The sequence below is a fragment of the Natronolimnobius baerhuensis genome, assembly GCF_002177135.1.
In the GTDB taxonomy this organism is placed as follows: domain Archaea; phylum Halobacteriota; class Halobacteria; order Halobacteriales; family Natrialbaceae; genus Natronolimnobius; species Natronolimnobius baerhuensis.
In genome coordinates, this window is sequence record NZ_MWPH01000003.1 from 218,218 (window position 1) to 238,133 (window position 19,916).

Consider the following 19,916-nt stretch of genomic DNA (forward strand, 5'->3'; position numbering starts at 1 on the left):
GCTGCTCGGCGAACCTTTTTCCCCGTCTCCGTGGTCGACCACCTATGACATCGGGTGCAGGCGGGCAGTCGGGGCCAGCGGCGGAACCCGCGTCAACTGCGGAGTCGGCGGGAACGGGAAGCGCAGTTACCCTCGAGAACGTGCGCAAGACCTACCAGCTCGGCGAGCCGGTTCACGCGCTGGATGGCGTCTCGCTCGAGATTCCACGCGGCTCGTATACGGCGATTATGGGGCCGAGCGGCTCCGGGAAGTCGACGCTGATGAACCTCGTGGGCTGTCTGGATACGCCCACGGAGGGTACCGTCGTCGTCGACGGCGCGGACGTGGCCCAGTTGAGCGACCGCGAGCGGACCCGACTGCGTGGGACGACGGTTGGGTTCGTCTTCCAGACGTTCAATCTGATGCCGCGACTAAACGCCCTCGAGAACGTTGCACTCCCCCAGTTGTTTCAGGGAATCGACCGTGGTGAGCGCCACGAGCGGGCGCGAGAGTTACTCGAGCGCGTCGGATTAGGTGATCGGACGGACCACATGCCAAACGAGTTGTCCGGTGGCCAACGCCAGCGGGTGGCACTCGCTCGCGCGCTGGTGAACGACCCCGCAATCGTGCTGGCCGACGAGCCCTCGGGCAATCTCGACACCGAGACCGAATCGGACGTCCTCGATCTCTTCGCGGAGTTTCACGACGCCGGAACGACGATGGTCGTTGTCACTCACGAACGCCACGTCGCCGAACGGGCAGAACGAATCGTCCACGTGCTCGATGGACAACTCGAGCGGATCGAGTCGCTCGACGGCGGGGAATCGACAGCACCGAAGAGCGACTCGGCGACAGACGACGACCCGCCGGAGACGGGTGGAAAGTAATGGGGCCACTCGAGTTGCTGGGGCTGGCCTGGCGGTCGATCCGCGGACACAAACTGCGCTCGGCGCTGACGACACTTGGCGTCGTGATCGGCATCGCCGCCGTCATCGCCTTCGTCACGCTCGGTGCGAGCCTGCAAGCGGGCGTCATCGGCGATATCAGCCCGGACGACCAGCGCAACGTCTACGGCTGGGCGTCCGATCCAGATACCGAAGGCGGTCCGCTCGCGGGCGCACAGCCAGTGGTAAGCGAACGTGATCTCGAGACGCTCGACGGGGAGGCCGATATCGACGCGGCCTACGGCTACATGCCGTTGTCCACGCAGGCGCTCATCTTCGAAGACGAAATTTCCCCGCAGAGCGACGCGCTCGTCGCTGCCGGGCCGCCCTATATCAGGGAGGGGACGCTCGAGGAGGGTCGCCAGTTTGAGCAGGGCGAACAGGAGGCGGTGATCAACCCGGCCGTCGCCGAGCAGTTCGAGGAGAACGTCTCCGTCGACGACGAATTGACGATTGCGCTCCAGGGTGGCGAGACGACGACCGTCACGGTGGTCGGGATCACCGAGAGTTCGGAGGGGCTGAGCCCGTTCGAAGGCTTCGAGCCATCGCCGCGGGTGTACGTGCCCACCGACCCCTTCTACACCGAGGCGGGCGGTGACATGGTCCCTGTTCCAGGCGACGATGACGGGGCGGACGGCGATGACGACGCTGCGGAAAACGGCGATGACACAGCAGCAGCCGACGATACAGACAACGACGATGCGCTCTTTCTCGCCATCGTCGTCCAGGCCGACTCTGCCGACGAGGACGACATCGACGCCGCTCGAGAGCGCGCAGTTGCCTATCTCGAGAGCGACGACTCCGATGCAGGCGAGTTGCTGGGTGATGATCTCGAGATGACGCTGCAGACGAGTACTGAACTGCTTCAGCAACTCGAGGATATACTGGGGTTACTGCAGAACTTCATCGTCGGCATCGCGGCGATCTCGCTGGTCGTCGGCTCGATTGGCATTGCAAACATCATGCTGGTCTCGGTGACCGAGCGCACGCGTGAGATCGGGATTATGAAAGCCGTTGGCGCGCAGAATCGCGACGTCCTCGGACTGTTCCTGACGGAAGCCGTGATCCTCGGGGCAATCGGTGCGGTACTCGGGACTGTGCTGGGACTTGCCGTCGGCTATTTGGGCGCGTGGTACATCGAGTTGCCGCTAGTCTATCCCTACGAGTACGTCGCACTCGCGATTGCCGTCGGCATCCTCGTCGGCGTCGCCTCCGGGCTGTATCCCGCCTGGCAGGCCGCGCGAACCGATCCGATAGACGCGCTTCGGTACGAGTGAGCGCTGTCCGTTCGGTCGAAACAATTCTGGTGCGCTACTCGCGGTCGCGTTCCGTCTCGTGGTTTCGCTCCGTCTCTGTATCCGCATCCGATTGTGCGTCCGCGTCCGTGTTCGTGGTCGCGTCAGTTGCTTCGTTCACCTCGTCAGTCTCGAGCCAGCGCTCCGGCTCGAGTCGGTCGTTCGGGTCCGGCTGAAACGTCTCCGTTGTGCTATCTGGGCGGTCAGCCCTGGGCTGGTCGTCCGCCCGCGAACGAGGGTCTCGAGGCTGTGCTCGAGCGTCGTCGCTCCGCCATCGATCTCGGTTGGCCGTGCGCTCGCGGTCACGGGCGCGTGGAGAGTGTTCGTGAGCGGTCCACGACTCCGGCCTCGAGTGGTGTCCAGACGATGCGCGAGAGTCGGCTCCGAGCGAGCCACGTGTTCGGGCGTACTGATCGGGATACTGTCCTGCGAGGTACGCGCCGAGGTAGCCGCCGAGCAGCGCCAACCCGACGGTGTAGAGCAAGACGATCATCGAGAGGAATCCCATCACGATCAGCGCGAGTGCACCCCCCTCGAGTGGAATCGCGGCGACGCTGACACCGAGTCCGAGCACCGCCGCGACGAGGAACACACCGCCGAGGATCGGTACGAACGTGATCGCGCCGGCAAGCGCGCCGGCGACGGTGCCATCACGACTATCCGGCCCCTCGAGAAAGCCCGCGACTGCGCCACCGATGACGGTCGAAAACGGGATGAACGAGAGGACGACGCCGACGAGTGCACCGACGAGCGCGTGAACGAGGGTTCTGCCAGTCACCATAGCCGGACTCACGACGAGCACCGTGAAAAAATAGGTGTGGCGACTACTCTGTGGTTAATCGTCAGCGAGCGGCGGGTCGGGCGGGGATGCGTCGGGATCACCAGTGTCTGTCTCAGCATCGGAAGATGCTGATCCACCTTCGAGTGCGTCCTCAGCCAGCGCCTCGAGCGTGACGTCGCCGTTGACCTCGTCGGCGAGGAGGTCAACGGCTTCGACGAAGACAGCGACGATCAGCGGGCCAACGACGATGCCGATTGCACCGAGCGTAAAGAGGCCGCCGGTAAAGCCGACAAAGTAGAGGCTGCCAGCTAAGCCGGCCGAGCGCTGGGCAAGTCGCGGTCGGACGAAAATGTCGGGGAACCAGGCGATGAGCGAAATGCCAAGGACGCCGACCAGCACTGCCGCGGCGAGTTCGCCCGCAGCGATGTGATAGACTGCAATCGGGACGATCAACAAACTCGGACCGATGATCGGCACGAACTGCAAGATGGCAGCGATCATTGCGAGCGTAAAGGCCATCTCGTAGCCAAGCGCCCAGAACAGCGGATAACCAAGCGCAAGCGTCGCCACGGACGTCGCCAGTTGCAAAACATAAATCGCATACAACGTCTCTCGAGCGCGTCGTGCGAGTGCGTAGACGATGTCCCGGTAGTCGTGGGGTACCGGCGCGATTGCGGCCCGGCCGGCGGCATCACCCTTTAGCAACAGCGCGAACAGCAGGATGACGAACAGCGCAAACTTGATCGCAAGCACGGGCAACGCGAGGGCGAGTGAGGCCCCAATACTGCTCACGGTGTCGATGGCAAGCCCCTGCATCTCCGCGACATCGACGACGTAGGTCATATCGAAGGCAGCCACCGAAATCGGAATCTCCTCGGGCAGTCCTTCGATCAGTGCGATGATCTCCTCGAGTCGAAAGTAGAGGGTACCAATGATCGGCGAAAAGACGACGAGCGCACTGGCAAAGCCGATCATCGTCGCGGCGACAGCGCCCATCCACTCAGAGAGGCCACGCCGGACGAACCACCGCTGGACGGGCAAGAGGACGTATGCAACCGTCAACGCGAGCAAGATCGTACTGAGAACCTCGAGCAAGATGGCCCCCGTGAGAAGTCCCAGCGTGAGGACGATCCCAGCGAGGACGTATCGACGAGTTCGCCCCGACTGGGTGTGTTCTGGTGGCGCTGTCGGTTGTGCCGCCGTCTCACTCGGAGGAGACTGGTCCGTCGTCCGCGTCCCACGCTCGTTCGACATCGACAGAAGACAGTCATTGGAGGCGTAAAATTGTTCCCACCAACAGATCAGCATCGGTCTTAAGCCATCGCGGGAGAATGTGGGTACAATGAGACGACGGTCGTTCCTCAGGCGCGTCGGCGCAGGCTCGAGCGTCTGCGTCGCCGGCCTCGCAGGCTGTTTTACTCGCGAGGAGAGCGACGACCCGGAGGAAGACACCAGCAACGGAAGCATGGATGACGCCCTGCGTGTTGCAACCGATCCGTCGATGGTCACCGGCGACGCCTCCGCCGGCGCGTGGCTCAAAGAAACTTTTGAGGAGGAATACGACACAGAGATTCGCTGGCGCGTCCCCGAAGCCGGTATCGATCACTTCATCCGCCGCGGCGAACTCGAGGCCAGCCTTGGTGCGGACCTCTATCTCGGGCTGACCGCGGGCGACCTCGTCCGCGTCGATGACGCACTCGGCGCTGGCGCACTCTTTGAGAGTATCGACCGCGACCAGCTCGAGTACGACCAGCGGCTTCGAGGCGACCTCGCGTTCGATGATCCCGCGAACAGAGTTCTGCCGGTCGGGACAAGGTATCTCTCGCTCGTCTTCGACGAAGACGAACTCGAGGCCCCACCGACAACCTTCGAGGCACTGCTCGAGGAGGAGTACGCCGATGCGTTACTCGCACAGGACCCACGGACGTCTCCCTCCGGACTCGGCTTCTTGCTGTGGACGATTGTCGAATACGGCACGGACTTCCTCGAATACTGGCACGGACTGACAGAGAACGGCCTCGAGGTTCACGAGAACTGGATGGATGCCTACTGGACGTATCTCGCCGCAGAGCGCCCGATGCTCGTCTCCTACTCGACGGACCCCGTCAGAGCAGCCGCGGACGGCCGCGACCTGAGTCGGCATCAGACGACCGGACTCGAAGGCCAACACTTCCAGTTGACTGAGGGTGTGGCCGTCTTCGAGACGACGCCGCGGCCAGACGTCGCGTACGAGTTCATCGACTTTCTGCTCTCGGAGACGGCCCAGGCAGAACTCGCCCTGCGAAACGCCCAGTATCCCGCCGTTGAGGAGCCATACGTCGAGTTACCGGACGCCTTCGACCGCGTGGGTGAGGAGCCCCAACAGACCGTCACCGCAGACTACGACGACCTCAGTGGCCACCTCCCCGGGTGGCTCGAGGAGTGGGACGCCGAGTTCGGCGACGAGTGGGCGGACGTGACTCCACCGGACCCACCCGATCCGGATGACCCAGATGCCGAGACAACGGTTGAAGCGACCAGCGACGACGAAACCGAGTCAAATGAGAGTGAGCCAGCAAACGAAACGGCAGGCGAGCGTGAGTGAACGGTTTGCGTCATTCTCACCAAATTCGAAGGGTAAACCACCTCACACGCGACTTCGCGTTACAGTTTTAAGGTACCGAGCGTGGTACGTCGCGTCGCATGGCACTCGGACGGTTACTCAGCGGCGACCCATCGAGAAGTTCAAAACTCTACCTCGCGATTGGCGGCCTCTCGCTCGTCAAGGCCATCGCGGTACGCAACGACCAAGAGCGGTTTCGCCGAGAACTGCTCGACGCCGGTATGTTCATCGGCGTCGGCTTGCTGCTTCGTCAGTACAGCCAAATGAAAGAACAGAAGCGAGCCGAAATCGAATCGCAGGTTCCCGACTGGGCGATCAGCCTCGCTGGCTCCGAATCGGCGAAACACGGCGTCCGAACCGCAGCCCGACGGCTCCAAAGTCGTTCAGAACCCGAGCCGGACCCATCGATTCGCGACCGCGCACGCGCTGTCGTCTCGAGTCGCTAACGGCTTCCTACTCCACTCCGTCTCAGGGCGACACCGGCTCGAGTCCCGCCGTAAAGTGACGCAACTCCGGAATCGCCGGATCGGTCGCGATCTCGAGGCCCGAGATCGCCCCACTGTTCTCGAGGACAGTCTTGACCGTCTCAGCGACGTGTTCGAAGTGCTCGCGGTGATACGTTCGTCGCGGCACGGCGAGACGAACCAGTTCCGGCCGATCCGTGTCCGGAAACGCGAAACTCCCGAGTTCGACGCCGCGAACGCCGCCTTCGCGGTAGAGCGCACAGACCAGCGCTTGGCCCGGAAATGCCGTCGCCTCGAGATGGGGGAGCGCTTCAGCAGCGTCGAGATAGACTGCGTGGCCGCCGGTCGGGGTGTAGACCGGCGCGCCGACGTCGGCGAGCAGCGAGCCGAACGTTCGGACCTGTTCGACGCGGTCGGCGACGTACGTTTCCGTGACGGCTTCGCGCAGGCCGACGGCCATCGCGGCGAGGTCGCGCCCGGCCATCCCGCCGTAGGTCGGAAAGCCCTCGTAGAGGATCGCTCGCTGCTTGCAGCGGTCGAACAGGTCGGGATCGTTGGTCGCGACGAAGCCGCCGGTGTTGACCAGGCCGTCTTTCTTCCCGCTCATGACGATGGCGTCGGCGTAGCCGAGTTGCTCGCGCGCGATTTCCTCGATTGTGGCGTCCGAAAACTCGTCCTCGCGCTGGTGGACGAAGTACGCGTTCTCGGCGAACCGACAGGCATCGATGACGAACGTCGCGTCAATTTCCTCGGCGAACTCGCGCACCCGGCGGGTGTTGTCGACGCTCACCGGCTGGCCCGCCGCCGAGTTGTTCGTGATCGTCTGGATCACCAGCGGAACCTGATCGGCCCCAACATCGTCGACGACCGCCCGAAGCTCCTCGAGCGAGGTGTTTCCCTTGAACGGCTCGTCGGCGTCCGGGTCGTGTGCGTCAGGTACCGGACAGTCGACCGGCGCTGCGCCCTGATTTGCGACGTGGGCGCGAGTGGTATCGAAGTGGGTGTTGTTCGGAACCACGGCATCGGGGGTGTCGCCGAGAAGCGTGCCGTAGAGGACGTTCTCCGCCCCTCGGCCCTGATGGGCCGGGATAACGTGCTCGAAGCCCATCACGTCAGACACTGCCGACTCGAGGCGCTCGAAGCTCTGTGAGCCGGCGTAGGCTTCGTCGCCTCGCAAGAGTGCGGCCCACTGCTCGTCGCTCATTGCACCCGTCCCGCTGTCGGTCAGTAAGTCAATAAACACCGCATCAGCGGGGAGATTGAAGACGTTGTACTGGGCCTGCTGTAAGTTGCGCTCGCGTTCCTCCCTCGAGGGCAAAGAGATACGCTCGACGGATTTCGATTTGTAGCTGACCATACACCCGCCACGCCGCCGGGATAGTTGAAATTGAGTGACGGAATGTGGTCTCTAACGGCAAGATTCGGCTGAAATCGGACAGTTCCGGAGAGGCGAGTACGGCTGCGTTTTGGCGGTCAAAAAAGCGGAGTCTGTTCTGCAACCGGTTCAGATTTCGCTATCGGTGAAACGCTCCCCGCAGCCGAAACAGTGGCGCAATCCAGTCGTCGCCGGAACGCCGACGGTTCGTGCAGACGCACAGTGTGGACACTGCGTTCCGAGTCGTCGGACAGTCGCTTGAAGTCGGCCCATGGCGTCTCTAACGGGATGCAACCAAAAATTCGTTGTGCACGAACACGGTCAACGCTCGAGAATCCGGCCTCGAGCAGGCGGTTAGAACAGGTCCTGTGTTAACTCGAGGGTCTTCTCGCGGTCGTCCCACTCGACGAACAGGGCGACGCTGGTTGCGCTCGTAACGACATCCTGCAGGTGGATGCGCTCGTCGGCGATTGGCTTGACGATCTCGTTGATGATTCCCGGCTGATTGGGCAGTTCGCCACCCGTTACGCGGATAACAGCGGTAGGTGAGTCGACCGTCACACTCGAGAGTTCGTCGCGGGCGATAACCTCGCGGTGGAGGATGTTTTCGGCGCGTTCGGCTTCGGACTCGTCGATGTAGAACGTGATCGTGTCCATGCCGCTGGCGACGGCGTCGATGTTGACGTCGCTCTCGCCGAGTGCTTCCGAGAGATGCTGGAAGATACCGGGTTCGTTGCGGATTGCGCGACCGGCAACAGTCAGGCAGGCCAGTGGGCGCTCGCGCAGGTCGACCAGATTCTTGAACTCGCCTTCGATGCTCGTCCCGCCGTCGAGCAAGTCGCCGTGTTGGTAGTGGACGACACGAACGTCGAGCGGGCCTTCCTTGTACGACAGTGCAGAAGGTGCAACGACCTCAGCACCGCGGAACGAAAGGTTTCGGAGTTCATCAACCGAAATCTCGCCGACGTTGCGAGCGCCTTCGACGACGTTCGGGTCGCCGGTCATGACTCCTTCGACGTCGGTCACGATGACGACCTCGTCAGCGTCCATATACTTGCCCATCATCACGGCCGTCGTATCACTCCCGCCGCGGCCGAGCGTCGTGATCGATCCGTCCGGCCCTTCCGCGAGGAAGCCTGTCAGGACCGGAACGACGCCGTCCATCTCCTCGGCGAGCGCGAGTGCACGTGCCTGTGTTTCTTCGACGTCGACCTCGCCGTACTCGTCGGTGATCACCGGCCAGCCCTCGCTGCCAGGCTCGAGGAAGCGAGCCTCGATGCCCCGCGATGCGAGGGCGGCTTTGAGCATCCGTACGGACGTTCGCTCGCCCATACTGACGATCTGGGCGCGGTCCATTTCGTCAGTCTCGAAGGTGATGTCCTCGAGTAAGTCGTCCGTGGTCGATCCCATTGCGCTGGCGACGACGGCGATTTCGTGGCCGTCTTCGACGGCTGCAGCGACGGAATCTGCAGCGCGGTCGATTCGGTCACCGCTGCCAAGACTGGTTCCGCCGAATTTAGCTACAACTCGCATGCTGACACCTCACACGCAGATCGCATACCGGTGGCGTGGCTCATACACCGTCGTTACCAGAGCGTGCAAATAACTGTGTCCCATTGCGTGTTGCAGAGTGCCATTCGCGGGCGAGATTTATTGTTATGGGAGTACATAGCATAGAACAATGAACGTACGGGATGCCCTCGAGGCCGACGCTGATGCGCTCGCGGCCATTGCTGATTCTCCAACTGATGTGATGCGAAATCTCGTCCACGACCGGACAGTTCGCGTCGCCGAGGACGGCACCCACGACCCGAACGCCGATATCGAAAACTCACAGTACGATGGCTCGAATCCCGAAGACCTGCTGGGATTCATCAGTTTTGACGCGCGCGAAGAAACGGTACACATCACACAACTCGATGGAACCGGGGACGCCTGCAAGCGACTGCTTGGCGAACCAGTCCGATTCGCCGAACGCGAATCGATGGCCGTCGAGGTGCTCGTTTCTCCGGAGACGGACGCAATCATCGGTGCCGCGGAAGACCTCGGCTTCGAACGACAGGGACTGGGGCCGCGATTCAACGGTGCCCAGACGGTTCGATTTCGACTCGAGCCCTCGAGGTAGGGTCCCGACTCCTACAGTTTGTGTCGAAACGCCCGCAGCGCGTTCTCTCCCGTCTCGGTGAGGAGCACTTGCTTGGTCCGCCCAACCGATTCGACGTCAATATAGCCGATTTCGAGCAGCGGGTCGATGATTCGGTTGTTCAACAGGGCGAATTTCGCCTTGTCGTTGGCCGGTTGGGATTTCGTCATAAAGGTGAGATCGTTTTCTTCAGCGAAGTCGATTAGATCGCTCTTTTTCGGCGTGTAAGACGCTGTATCCTTGTTCTCGATGAAGTTCAGAATGCGGACCTGATCCGCTGTCGGCGTCTCGAGTGGATAGGATGGTAACTGTTCGGCGACCGTCATCCCTGCCGTTCGTGGCGTGTCAGTGACCGGATGCGCTCGTTCCTCAGGGTGGACGTAGTAGCCGTTCGCGTCCGTCGCCATGCAGGCAAGCGCCGCACCAATATCAGCCAGTTTCGGCCCACTCGAGACATTGACGCGGACGATATCCTCGCGGTACTCGTCGACGATGGTCGTAATCTCGCCGAGGACATCGTACATATCGCCCAGGTCGATTTCGCGGACGTGGACCGCCACACCGTGATCGGAAAGTTCCTCGATCAGTTGGTCGTGATACGGAACCGCCTCGCCGTCGTCGTCCTCGAGCAGATACAACAAATCAGCGCCGTATTCGAGGACAGGCTGGCAAATTCGGTCGTACTCGTACCCAAGCGGGGCGATATGGACCTCGACGATTGGCCGAAGCTCCGTGTCACCTGTCATTGTAGATAGTATACGTAGTACTGATACTATAGTAGTATCGATTGTATGCATAGTTTCATGAAACTACTGAATAGAACCCCCGATATAGAGGGATATATGGCACGACAGCATTACCGACAACAGAACCTCGAGGCGAACATCGATATCGATGTCGAGGCGGCACTGACCCTGCTTGGGGACGAGTACGTCCAAGAAATCTTCGCGGTGCTTCGCGAGGACCCAGCGACCGCTCGAGAGTTGACGGATCGCTGTCCGGGATCGAAGGTGACGATCTACCGCCGGCTGAACGATCTCACGGACGCCGGACTCGTCGAGTCAGAGCCACAGATTCGACCCGATGGCAATCACTGCAAGCAGTACCGCGCCGTCGTCGACGAACTGACGATTTCGCTGACTGGAGACGAATTCGAAGCGACGGTCGAGGCGTGAGCAGGCTCCATCCTGAACTCGAGGCGGCTCTCAACTGAACTTCTGAACTGTGACATCGAGCGTATCGAGGTCGACGATTGGCGCAAAGCCTGCGTCAGGATCGATGTTGACGCTCTTCTGGAAATCCGTCTGTGACTGCCAACAGCCCGAGTTGATCGCGAGCACGTTGTGATACTTGCCAAAGCCGAGTTTGTGAACGTGGCCCGTGTGGAAAATGTCGGGCACCTCATCGATGACGAGATAGTCTTTCTCCTCGGGTGCCAGTCGGGTGTGACCACCAAACTGCGGGGCGACGTGGCGCTTTTTCAAGAGTTGGTACATCGCCTTGTGTGGCTCGTCATAGTTCGCTTTCTCCTCAGGAAGTTCTGCGATGACCTCGTCCAGTGAAACCCCGTGATACATCAGGACGGAGACGCCCTCGAGCGTGACCGTCGAGGGATTGCTCACGATCTGTGGGTCGTGGGCGGACATAATCCCCCGCAGTCTCTCGTCGAATCCAGGTTGAGGTTCGGCCAGTCGAACCGCGTCGTGGTTGCCCGGAATCATGACGATGTCGAGATCGCCTGGCACCTGCTTGAGCCGTTCGTTGAACGCCTCGTACTGTTCGTAGATGTCGATAATCTCGAGTTCGTCGTCCTGATCCGGGTAGACGCCGACGCCTTCGACCATATCGCCAGCGAGGAGCAGGTATTCGACGTGTTTGGCTTGCTCAGTATGAAGCCAGTCGGCAAAGTCGTTCCAGGCATCGGCCATGAACTCGTCGCTGCCGACGTGGACGTCGCTGATCAGTGCGGCCTGGACGTGGCGATCAGCCGTTGATGGCTCGTGTGTTCGGGGCACGTCCGGGAAGTACATCGAATCGACGAACGCGATGCCGGCATCATCAGACAGTGTCCCTTCCATCGCCAGCGCCTCATCACAGAGCAGTTCGTTGACCAGATCGGCGTACTCCCGATCTTTCATCACAAGCCACGGGAAGGTTCCAGTGGCATCCTCGAGTTCGACCAGCCAGTGACCGCTGGCCGTCGAGCGAACGTCGTTGACCAACCCGACCATCGCGACCTCGCTCCCGCCCGGCATGCTCTGAATCGCCGTCGCCGGCCGGTGATTGATCCGCCCGCGAAGCTTCGATCCGAGTCGCTCGAGGCGGTCCCGAAAGACGGTCACAAAATCCGAATACTCGCCCGTGCCGGTACTCTGGCCGGTCATATCGCCTGCAATCTCGAGGTCGCGCAGGTCGTGATCGACGCTCCGCTCGATGGGCTGAGACCCCTCGGTTTCGACTGGAGTTTCAGCCCCAGAGCCACTCGCCGTGGGCTGGGTCGTTCCAGTCGAAACAGAGGGGGTGGAGTCAGTCTGTGCGGCGGAGTCGGGAGCGGCAGGATCCGGGTTCGCCGCGGCTGCGTCGGTCTCGAGGGCCGAGCGCGCCGATTCGACGTGAGCAGAGCGAACAACCAGTGCATCAGCCGGCAGGTCCTCGAGGAGGAACTCGAGGACAGCCGCGGGCTGGTCTGTGGCAGCGAGTTGCGTCACGGCTTCGCGTTCGGCGTTGTAGCCGCGGCTAGTGAGTTCACTGACAATTCGGGCGTGGTCCTCGAGCGGCACACGAATCGCATTCGTGAGGGTGGCAAAAAGAATAGCGATGGCGCGGGCTCGGGCGCGAGTGCAAAACCGTGAGCATGAGCAGAAGGTTGATTTTCGCCCCCGGCAAAGGACGGACAATGAGCGGGCCCGATGCCGGCAGGGTTGACGATGACGACGACTGGTCTGGCCAAGAGGACCAGTCGACTCGGCAGCCACCGGACGACGCCAATACAGCGGACGATGTGACGGTCGCAGACGATGGCTACGTTCGCTGGTTTCTCAACACCAGTGACGAACGAGTCGCCATCACGCGAGATATTTTGAGTAGCGTCGCCATCGTCGCTGTGGTCGGCCTCCTGTTGTTCGGAATCAGTGGCGTCTGGCCCCCACTGGTCGCTGTCGAAAGCGGAAGCATGCAACCGAACATGGAGCGTGGCGATCTCATCTTTGTCGTCGACAACGAGCGCTTCGTGGGTGACGATCCCATCGACGGCACCGGCGTCGTGCCAATGGATAACAGCGACGGCCACGACAAGTTCGGACAGGATGGTGATGTCATCATCTTCCAACCCGACGGCAGCGAGTTCCAGACACCGGTGATCCATCGTGCCCACTTCTGGGTCGATGAGGGCGACGACTGGGTCGAACGGGCAGACGAGGATATCATTGGAGACACGACCTGTGAGCAAGTCAGCACCTGTCCCGCAACCCACGCCGGCTTCATCACGAAAGGCGACGCCAACAGCGGCTACGACCAGCATCGGGGCCACGTCAGCGACGTCGTCAGACCGGAGTGGGTCACCGGCAAGGCCTCGTTCCGCATCCCATGGCTCGGGCACGTCCGACTGGCCTTCGAGGACTTCTTTGCTGGAATGGCCGCTCCAGCACCCGTAATCGACGTTCCAGCGTCTGCGTTTGACGGGTTGAACCCCGCCGGGCTGTCAGCCAGCACCCTCGGCGCGACCGGCGTCGCCGGCGTCGGTGCCAGTGCAAGCGTTGGACTCGCCGTTGCCGCGGGCCGAACTCGAGACCGATAGCTCTCATCCTGTCCGGCACAGCCCACATTATTCGGTCGCCAAAATCTCGAGCAGGAGATCATCCCCGTCGTGTAGCTCCGTCGTTGTCGGATCGACGTCCTCGCCGTTGCGCTCGAACGACAGGTCGGTGTCGTCATCGCGGCCGTCATAGACCGTCCCATCGTAGGTGATGACATCCGCGCCCTCGAGTCGGTCGTACTCGAAGAGTGGCAACAGGTCGATGCCCTCCGCGAACGTCACGCGGTCCCGGTCCATATACCACCGGTCGTCGCCCTCGTGAAAGTGAAAATCAAGCGAAACGTTCTCCGCGTGTTCGGACTGAAATCGGTCAGCGTTCAGGTCGACGGCCTCGCCGTCGATGACGATCTCGAGGTCACCGGATTCGTAGCCATCGATATCTCCCTCGAGGTCTCGAGCCTCGTGGCCACTGCCGTCTTCATTCTGGAAGAGACAGCCCGCGAGTCCAGTGAGGGCGACGCTCGAGACGAGAACCGCTCGTCGCTGCATATCGTATCACGCGCGCCGAGACGTATCGGTCCTTCGCTGCCGGTCCACCCGAAACAGGGGGCCATGAACAGAAATTGCTGCGATCAGTTCTCGAATCGCGCCTGAACGAACGGCTGGACATCGTCGATATCCGAGAGGCGCGAATCCGAGAGCAACACGGCTTCGGTCTCGTCGATTGGCACCGAGAGACTGATCTCTTTGGTGCGGCCGTACCGTCCCTTCGAGACGACGACAGCGTTGACGATCCCCAGCATATCGAGTTCGCTAATCAGATCCGTCACCCGTCGCTGGGTGAGCACATCAGCGTCGATCTCCTCACAGAGTCGCTTGTAGATGTTGAACACCTCGCCCGTGTTAATGCTGTGTACGCCGTTTTTCTCGAGTAAGATGATCGAGAAGAGGACGAGTTTCGACTGCGTGGGAAGGGTACGCACGACTTCGACGACGCGGTCAAGTTCGATCTTGTCCTGGGCCTCGCGGACGTGTTCTTCGATGATCGTCTCAGCCTGCGAGCGCTCTGCGAGTTCACCAGCAGTCCGCAACAGATCGAGTGCACGACGAGCGTCGCCGTGTTCCTGAGCGGCAAACGCCGCACACAATGGAATCACGTCATCCGAGAGTGCGTTCCCTTTGAACGCGACCTCAGAGCGGTGCTCTAAGATGTCTCGCAACTGATTCGCGTCGTATGGCGGGAAGACGATCTCCTCTTCACCCAACGAGGACTTGACGCGCGGATCGAGAAAGTCCGTGAACTTCAGGTCGTTCGAGATACCGATGATCGAGACGCGCGAGTTCTCGAGTTCAGAGTTCATCCGTGAAAGGTTATACAGCGTGTCGTCGCCGCTTTTCTCGACGAGTTTATCGATTTCGTCGAGCATGATGACGACAACGCGCTCGTCGTAATCGACGGCGTCAAAGAAGACGCTGTAGACGCGGTCGGTCGGCCAGCCGGTCATCGGCACGTCCTCGAACGAGTCCTTGTCATCCTCGAGCGACTCGATCCGGTCGTCGATTTCCTCACGAGAGTCAAACGGCGTCGACTCGAGTGGATGGTCGGCCGCGTCGGGTGCAGTCGAAGCGGTGGGGTCCGAGTCAACGGACTCCGCTCCGGTATCGATTGCCTCGGAATTAGTCGGATCCTCGCCCGATTCAGACCCCTCTGTTTCGCCTGGAGAATCGCTCTCTGTCTGCGTTTTGTCGGGTCCAGTTGAAACGCCAGGGGTGGACGACTCGGAAGTGGATTCGAACACCTCGGGATCGATCTCGAGGTCCGCTTGCTCCTCGAGATCAGCGTCGTACTCCTCGAGTGCATCACGAAGCGTCTCGAGTGAGTCGATCTGGTCGTCGATACGGGCTTTGTTCTTCTCGATAAACTTGTTTGCGAGCTGTGCGAGGACGCGATACTGGGTATCGGTCACTTCACAGTTGATGTACTCGACGTCACAGGGGACGCTGTACTTCTTGGACGTGCTCTCGAGTTCCTTGCTGACGAACTTCGCACTGGCGGTCTTGCCGGTTCCAGTTTTCCCGTAGATAAGGATATTCGACGGGGTCTCACCACGAAGCGCGGCAACGAGGATCGTTGCCATCTTGTTAATCTGATCGCTGCGGTGGGGGAGTTCGTGTGGCGTATAGGACGGTCTGAGAACCTCCTTGTTCTCAAAGATTGGCTCGCCACTCAGAAGATCGTCGAACAATCCCTGCTTGGGTTCGTCGCCGCCGAGATCAGTTCCCTCGAGATCTGCTGAAAACCCATCGCTATTGTCGATCTCGTCTGTCTCTGACTGTGTCGGTTCCGTATCGTCGTCTGACATTCCTCGTACACGCACCCCTTGGTTTCAGGTGGAATCCCGAACCCAGAACAGGAATTATCGTGCATAGATGGGCCAAACAGCACCATCTACGAGCGTCCGAGCCTGGTTCGGGTCCAGTTGATGCAAACGAAACAAAGGAAGACGGACGTATTAAATTCTTCCCTTCATTTCAGGACCGATTTCTCCCATCACTCCGAGAGTGTTGCAGTGCTGGGTAGAATGTAGCGTCTCGAATTCACGATCAGACTGACCCCGGCAAAACGTATCAGGTTCCAGAGAGTGATTCAGACTCGAGAGGTTATGGAGTGTGTTACCTCGTGTCGTGGTAATCAATACAGGGGTGGGAACCCCCCACCCCTTTGTTTCGAGTGGAACGTGGAAACAGGAGGGCGGGGGGTAGCGATGGCATCTAGAACGGGAAGGTTTAGGTGGGTAGGCAAGAAACAGTATCCGCACTCCTAGCAAATAGAATAGTTTACTAGAGGAGTGTATTATTGTTACTAGTTCCTACTAGAATAGCTCTCTAGAGCGTCTCGAGTTACTAGACTTATCGCTATTGCTGAATTCCCGTTCGAGAACACCGCTGCATCCGGTTCGAGGGGAAACACGGGTGTTCACTCACCGACTCGAGTATCGACTGGGACCCACTCCCTTCTGTAGTTCCACTCGAAACGAAGGGGTGGGGGTCTCGCAGCAACAGCGATTGGTGATATATCGGTCGATAGATATATCTATAACTGGACCACTTCCGTGCTACTTTCTCGTCTGGTAGTTCACTCTTATTGGTGAGTCGATAGGACAGACATAAGCTTAAGTGAATTCAGTCAGTAGTACGCGCAGATGCACCCCGCGGTGCTGGAGGCCCTTACAGATGGGATTGTTCACAGAACTCAAAGATAGTGTCTCTCGGGTTACGGACCGCCTGTTCTCAGAACAGGAACCCAAACGTATTGGTATCTATGGTCCGCCGAACGCTGGTAAGACGACCCTCGCGAACCGTATTGCACGTGACTGGACTGGTGACGCCGTCGGAACGGAAAGTCACGTTCCACACGAAACGCGTCGCGCACGTAGAAAAGAAAACGTCGAAATCGAACGCGACGGAAGCACGGTGACAATCGACATCGTCGACACGCCGGGTGTGACGACGAAAGTCGACTACGAAGAGTTCACCGACGAAATGGACGAAGACGACGCGATCCGTCGCTCTCGAGAAGCAACCGAAGGTGTCGCCGAAGCGATGCACTGGTTGCGCGAAGACGTCGATGGCGTGATCTACGTCTTAGATAGCGCAGAAGATCCGATCACACAGGTTAATACCATGCTGATCGGGATTATCGAATCTCGTGATCTTCCTGTTCTTATCTTCGCGAACAAGATCGATCTCGACGACGCGAGCGTCAAACGTATCGAAGACGCCTTCCCACAGCATAAGACGGTCCCGCTGTCGGCCAAAGAAGGCGATAACATGGACGAAGTCTACGATAACATCGCGGACTACTTCGGGTGATTTCCGATGCCACAAGCAACCAACGATGACTCTGAGTCGCCCGAAAACGGTGTCCAGATCGATCTGATCAGCGGCGAGCGGATGCAAGGAATGGCCTCGATGGAGAAGATCCGCATGATCCTCGATGGCGTCCACGATGGCAACATCGTCATCCTCGAGGAGGGGCTGACGCCCGACGAGGAAAGCCGCCTCATCGAGGTGACGATGGCCGAAATCAGCCCGGACGAGTTCAACGGGATCGAAATCGAAACGTATCCCAAATCAGACTCGCGCGATTCGTCCCTGCTCGGCCGGATCATGGGAAGTGAGGAAGCAGATGCAAAACTCACGGTCATCGGACCAGCAAATCAGATCGAAACGCTTCACAAGGACGAAACGCTGATCAGCGCGCTCGTCTCCCGGGACTGATCTACTCATGCCACACCAATGTACGAACTGTGGTCGGACGTTCCCTGACGGCTCCAAGGAGATGCTGTCGGGCTGTCCCGACTGTGGCGGGAACAAGTTCCAGTTTACGCCCTCGAGTGCAAGTTCGAGTTCGGCATCGAACGAACCCGCTCCCTCGAGTTCGAGTGCAGCCACATCCGACCCCGGTGACGCGGACTCAACAGGACCCGGCACGGCCGACGCCGCGGCGGATGACTCCGCACCCGCCACTGAACGCGAGAGCGTGACCGCTCGTGCTGCGGAGACGGTTCGTGATTGGGTGTCGTCGGATGAGACGACCGAGGCGACCTCCTCGAGTTCGAGTGGAACCGACCCGGCGACAGACACGCCAACTCGAGCAGACGAGACGTGGGCTGAGGGGGCCGCATCGTCGGAGGCCGATCAATCTCCAGCGACCGAAACGCAGTCTGCAACAGCGGATGCGTCCCAGTCTGCAGCAGACGCCGCCTCTCAGTCGGGGGGAGCCGATTCGTCCCAGCCTGCAGCAGATGAACCCACGCAGCCGGCAGGACGTAAGTCGTCCCACGAAGCAGATGGCGACGACCATGCGTGGCCACAAACCGCGACTCCGGAATCGCTTCCCGATGACGCTCCAGACGAAATGGAGGCGTTCTCGGAGTGGCCGGAGACCGCACGCCGGCCAGAAGACCGCCGATCCACGCCTGACTCGAGTAAGCGTTCCGAGACAGACTCGAGCGAGCAGGCTGGCCCGACGGCTCCGTCCGAGTCGGCCACTCAATCGGAGACGTCATCCTCACACTCTGTGGACTCGAGTTCCAACTCGAAGGCACAGCCGACGACGACGTACGCAGACAGCGAAAACTCCGCGCAGGCGGATGCGCGAAGCGGCGTTGTCTCCGAGAACGAACTTCCGGTTCACTCACACTCGAGTGGCGATCACGCTGGGACAGACGCTCAAGACCAGACTGAGCAGCCGTCGCCAGCCGAGTCTGCATCGACGGCTGAGATTTCGTCGGTGGCTCAGTCTCAAACCGGTGGGGCTGACACTGCCGAAGCGACACAGCCCGATTCCGACCCGACGGCCGACGCAACCGATACGCCACCGGAACACGGCCGCGTCGTGAGCGAACCGACCGGCGACGAGCCATCGATTGAGGATCTTCGGGAGGAACTCAACCAGCAGTTCGAGAGCATCAAGATCGTTCGCCCTGGACAGTACGAACTCAACCTGATGGAACTGTATAACCGCGAGGAGTACATTATTTCGCTGCAAGAGGATGGCCGATACGTGATCGACGTCCCTGACTCCTGGCGCGATGGCGACGGCGACGACGCGTAGCGCTTTTTCTCGACTCTCGAGGCCGGACGAGCGGGGGAGACAGATGGATTTAAGCGACGGCAGTGATTGCCCTCGAGTATGAGCACTGCAACCAAGATCGTTCTCGCAACGGTCGCTGTCTCAGCACTCCTGTCGGTCCTGCTCGTCTTCCAGAACGTCTTCGCCTGATGTTCAGCGAACGAGACTGCTCGAGTGCCGTCGCGGCCGTTCGGGATGAGTATGCACCCGACGCGATGGTACTCGACTGTGACCGGGACTTTGAAACACTCGCACCCGCCCGCGCGGAGGGCCTCGGGCTCGTCGTCGAGGCACTCGAGCCGGCGAGCTATCCGTCGTCGTGGCTGCCAGATGCTTCACCGACGCTCCTCGAGCGCTACGTCGGCTCGGATCTCACGATAGGCATGCCAGGGGACGGTAGCATCGCCTGGACGCGCCAGACGACGCCACCAGTCGTGCTGGTCAAACCCCGCGTCGAGGGGACGCCAGAATCGTTTTTGAACTTCTTGCTCGCCGAGGCACTCGTCGAACTCGGACTCGAGGTGCCCGAGCACTTCATTGGCTTCTTCGAGGACCAGTATCGCGAGCTCGATAAGGCGGTTGCGCTTGATCCGAACGACACCTATCAGGTCGCGGCAGCGCTGTTCGATGGGTGGGTTGGTCTGCAAACGCGCGACGAATTCGCGACGTGGCACGGCACCCATCCCGACCTCGCCGATGCCTGGCAGGACGCCGGCACACGTCTCGAGGATCGGATCTCTGGGCTCCCGCGGGCGGTTGCACGCGGCGAAACGTCGTTTGCGGATGCGACCGAACTCGCCTGTTCGGGGCTCAAACACGCACTCGAGTTACCGGCTCCGTTTGCGGCGCTCGACACCGAGGCGTATGTCGAGCATGGCCCAGCCTACGCCGTTCAGTGGGCGGAGAAAACGTTCGACTCACTCGCAGAATAAGACGACGGA

At 60.6% G+C, this 19,916-nt stretch carries 20 protein-coding genes; 12 read left to right on the forward strand and 8 right to left on the reverse strand.

All coding sequences use genetic code 11. The features are described from left to right. The first annotated feature begins 44 nt into the window (after positions 1–44). Positions 45–866, forward strand: coding sequence for an ABC transporter ATP-binding protein (locus tag B2G88_RS13660; RefSeq protein ID WP_245835400.1), 822 nt, complete (start codon positions 45–47; stop codon positions 864–866). Continuing rightward, the gene (locus tag B2G88_RS13665; protein WP_087715072.1) at positions 866–2,200 is read left to right on the forward strand and encodes an ABC transporter permease; all 1,335 of its coding nucleotides are present in this window, start codon (positions 866–868) and stop codon (positions 2,198–2,200) included. The genes B2G88_RS13660 and B2G88_RS13665 overlap by 1 nt, the downstream gene beginning before the upstream one ends. Before the next feature lie 34 nt (positions 2,201–2,234). Here B2G88_RS13665 and B2G88_RS13670 read toward each other — a convergent pair whose 3' ends face one another. Both B2G88_RS13670 and B2G88_RS13675 read right to left on the reverse strand, forming a co-directional pair. Then, positions 2,235–2,999: a DUF5518 domain-containing protein gene (locus B2G88_RS13670; protein WP_087715073.1), complete on the reverse strand. Its 765-nt coding sequence runs from the start codon at positions 2,997–2,999 to the stop codon at positions 2,235–2,237. Positions 3,000–3,053: 54 nt separating this feature from the next. Then, entirely contained in the window at positions 3,054–4,253 is a 1,200-nt protein-coding gene (locus B2G88_RS13675) for an AI-2E family transporter (protein ID WP_087715074.1), read from the reverse strand. A gap of 88 nt (positions 4,254–4,341) precedes the next feature. Between B2G88_RS13675 and B2G88_RS13680 the strand changes: the two genes are divergently transcribed. Together B2G88_RS13680 and B2G88_RS13685 are read left to right on the forward strand one after the other, a co-directional pair. Then, positions 4,342–5,583 carry a thiamine ABC transporter substrate-binding protein gene (locus B2G88_RS13680; RefSeq protein WP_087715075.1) on the forward strand — a complete coding sequence of 414 codons (1,242 nt, stop codon included), beginning with the start codon at positions 4,342–4,344 and terminating at the stop codon, positions 5,581–5,583. Between the two features lie 98 nt (positions 5,584–5,681). Beyond that, positions 5,682–6,047, forward strand: a complete 366-nt coding sequence (locus B2G88_RS13685; RefSeq protein ID WP_054863830.1) for a hypothetical protein — start codon at positions 5,682–5,684, stop codon at positions 6,045–6,047. A gap of 22 nt (positions 6,048–6,069) precedes the next feature. Here B2G88_RS13685 and B2G88_RS13690 read toward each other — a convergent pair whose 3' ends face one another. Both B2G88_RS13690 and B2G88_RS13695 read right to left on the reverse strand, forming a co-directional pair. Next, positions 6,070–7,422 (reverse strand): tryptophanase, encoded by a 1,353-nt coding sequence (locus tag B2G88_RS13690; protein WP_087715076.1) that lies wholly within the window; start codon positions 7,420–7,422, stop codon positions 6,070–6,072. A gap of 372 nt (positions 7,423–7,794) precedes the next feature. Beyond that, a complete protein-coding gene (locus tag B2G88_RS13695; protein ID WP_087715077.1) occupies positions 7,795–8,973 on the reverse strand; it encodes an aspartate kinase in 1,179 nt (392 codons plus the stop codon). A 148-nt stretch (positions 8,974–9,121) separates the two neighbouring features. Here B2G88_RS13695 and B2G88_RS13700 point away from each other — a divergent pair, with 148 nt between their 5' ends. Next, positions 9,122–9,565, forward strand: a complete 444-nt coding sequence (locus B2G88_RS13700) for a hypothetical protein (protein ID WP_054863549.1) — start codon at positions 9,122–9,124, stop codon at positions 9,563–9,565. An 11-nt stretch (positions 9,566–9,576) separates the two neighbouring features. Here B2G88_RS13700 and B2G88_RS13705 read toward each other — a convergent pair whose 3' ends face one another. After that, positions 9,577–10,329 carry an HFX_2341 family transcriptional regulator domain-containing protein gene (locus tag B2G88_RS13705; protein ID WP_054863550.1) on the reverse strand — a complete coding sequence of 251 codons (753 nt, stop codon included), beginning with the start codon at positions 10,327–10,329 and terminating at the stop codon, positions 9,577–9,579. Positions 10,330–10,425: 96 nt separating this feature from the next. Between B2G88_RS13705 and B2G88_RS13710 the strand changes: the two genes are divergently transcribed. Beyond that, positions 10,426–10,758: a winged helix-turn-helix domain-containing protein gene (locus B2G88_RS13710; protein ID WP_054863551.1), complete on the forward strand. Its 333-nt coding sequence runs from the start codon at positions 10,426–10,428 to the stop codon at positions 10,756–10,758. A 30-nt stretch (positions 10,759–10,788) separates the two neighbouring features. On the opposite strand, the gene B2G88_RS13715 is transcribed toward B2G88_RS13710, so the two are convergent. Continuing rightward, positions 10,789–12,363: a DNA-directed DNA polymerase II small subunit gene (locus B2G88_RS13715; protein ID WP_087715078.1), complete on the reverse strand. Its 1,575-nt coding sequence runs from the start codon at positions 12,361–12,363 to the stop codon at positions 10,789–10,791. Positions 12,364–12,479: 116 nt separating this feature from the next. On the opposite strand from B2G88_RS13715, the gene B2G88_RS13720 reads away from it, so the two are divergent. Further along, positions 12,480–13,379: a S24/S26 family peptidase gene (locus tag B2G88_RS13720; RefSeq protein ID WP_087715079.1), complete on the forward strand. Its 900-nt coding sequence runs from the start codon at positions 12,480–12,482 to the stop codon at positions 13,377–13,379. A 27-nt stretch (positions 13,380–13,406) separates the two neighbouring features. Here the strand turns inward: B2G88_RS13720 and B2G88_RS13725 are convergent, their stop codons facing one another. Both B2G88_RS13725 and B2G88_RS13730 read right to left on the reverse strand, forming a co-directional pair. Further along, positions 13,407–13,886, reverse strand: a complete 480-nt coding sequence (locus B2G88_RS13725; protein WP_087715080.1) for a hypothetical protein — start codon at positions 13,884–13,886, stop codon at positions 13,407–13,409. Between the two features lie 83 nt (positions 13,887–13,969). Then, positions 13,970–15,700: a Cdc6/Cdc18 family protein gene (locus B2G88_RS13730; RefSeq protein ID WP_087715081.1), complete on the reverse strand. Its 1,731-nt coding sequence runs from the start codon at positions 15,698–15,700 to the stop codon at positions 13,970–13,972. Positions 15,701–16,571: 871 nt separating this feature from the next. Between B2G88_RS13730 and B2G88_RS13735 the strand changes: the two genes are divergently transcribed. The 5 genes from B2G88_RS13735 to B2G88_RS13750 all read left to right on the forward strand — a co-directional run bounded on the left by B2G88_RS13735 (position 16,572) and on the right by B2G88_RS13750 (position 19,907). Next, positions 16,572–17,210 (forward strand): Era-like GTP-binding protein, encoded by a 639-nt coding sequence (locus B2G88_RS13735; RefSeq protein WP_087715082.1) that lies wholly within the window; start codon positions 16,572–16,574, stop codon positions 17,208–17,210. A gap of 6 nt (positions 17,211–17,216) precedes the next feature. Then, complete coding sequence (locus B2G88_RS13740) at positions 17,217–17,618, forward strand: DUF2073 domain-containing protein (RefSeq protein ID WP_054863552.1); 402 nt, start codon at positions 17,217–17,219, stop codon at positions 17,616–17,618. A 7-nt stretch (positions 17,619–17,625) separates the two neighbouring features. Beyond that, a complete protein-coding gene (locus tag B2G88_RS13745; RefSeq protein ID WP_054863553.1) occupies positions 17,626–18,957 on the forward strand; it encodes an OapC/ArvC family zinc-ribbon domain-containing protein in 1,332 nt (443 codons plus the stop codon). Positions 18,958–19,035: 78 nt separating this feature from the next. Next, the gene (locus B2G88_RS20245) at positions 19,036–19,125 is read left to right on the forward strand and encodes a hypothetical protein (protein WP_449406693.1); all 90 of its coding nucleotides are present in this window, start codon (positions 19,036–19,038) and stop codon (positions 19,123–19,125) included. After that, a complete protein-coding gene (locus B2G88_RS13750) occupies positions 19,125–19,907 on the forward strand; it encodes a DUF7089 family protein (RefSeq protein WP_054863554.1) in 783 nt (260 codons plus the stop codon). The genes B2G88_RS20245 and B2G88_RS13750 overlap by 1 nt, the downstream gene beginning before the upstream one ends. Positions 19,908–19,916 lie beyond the last annotated feature (9 nt).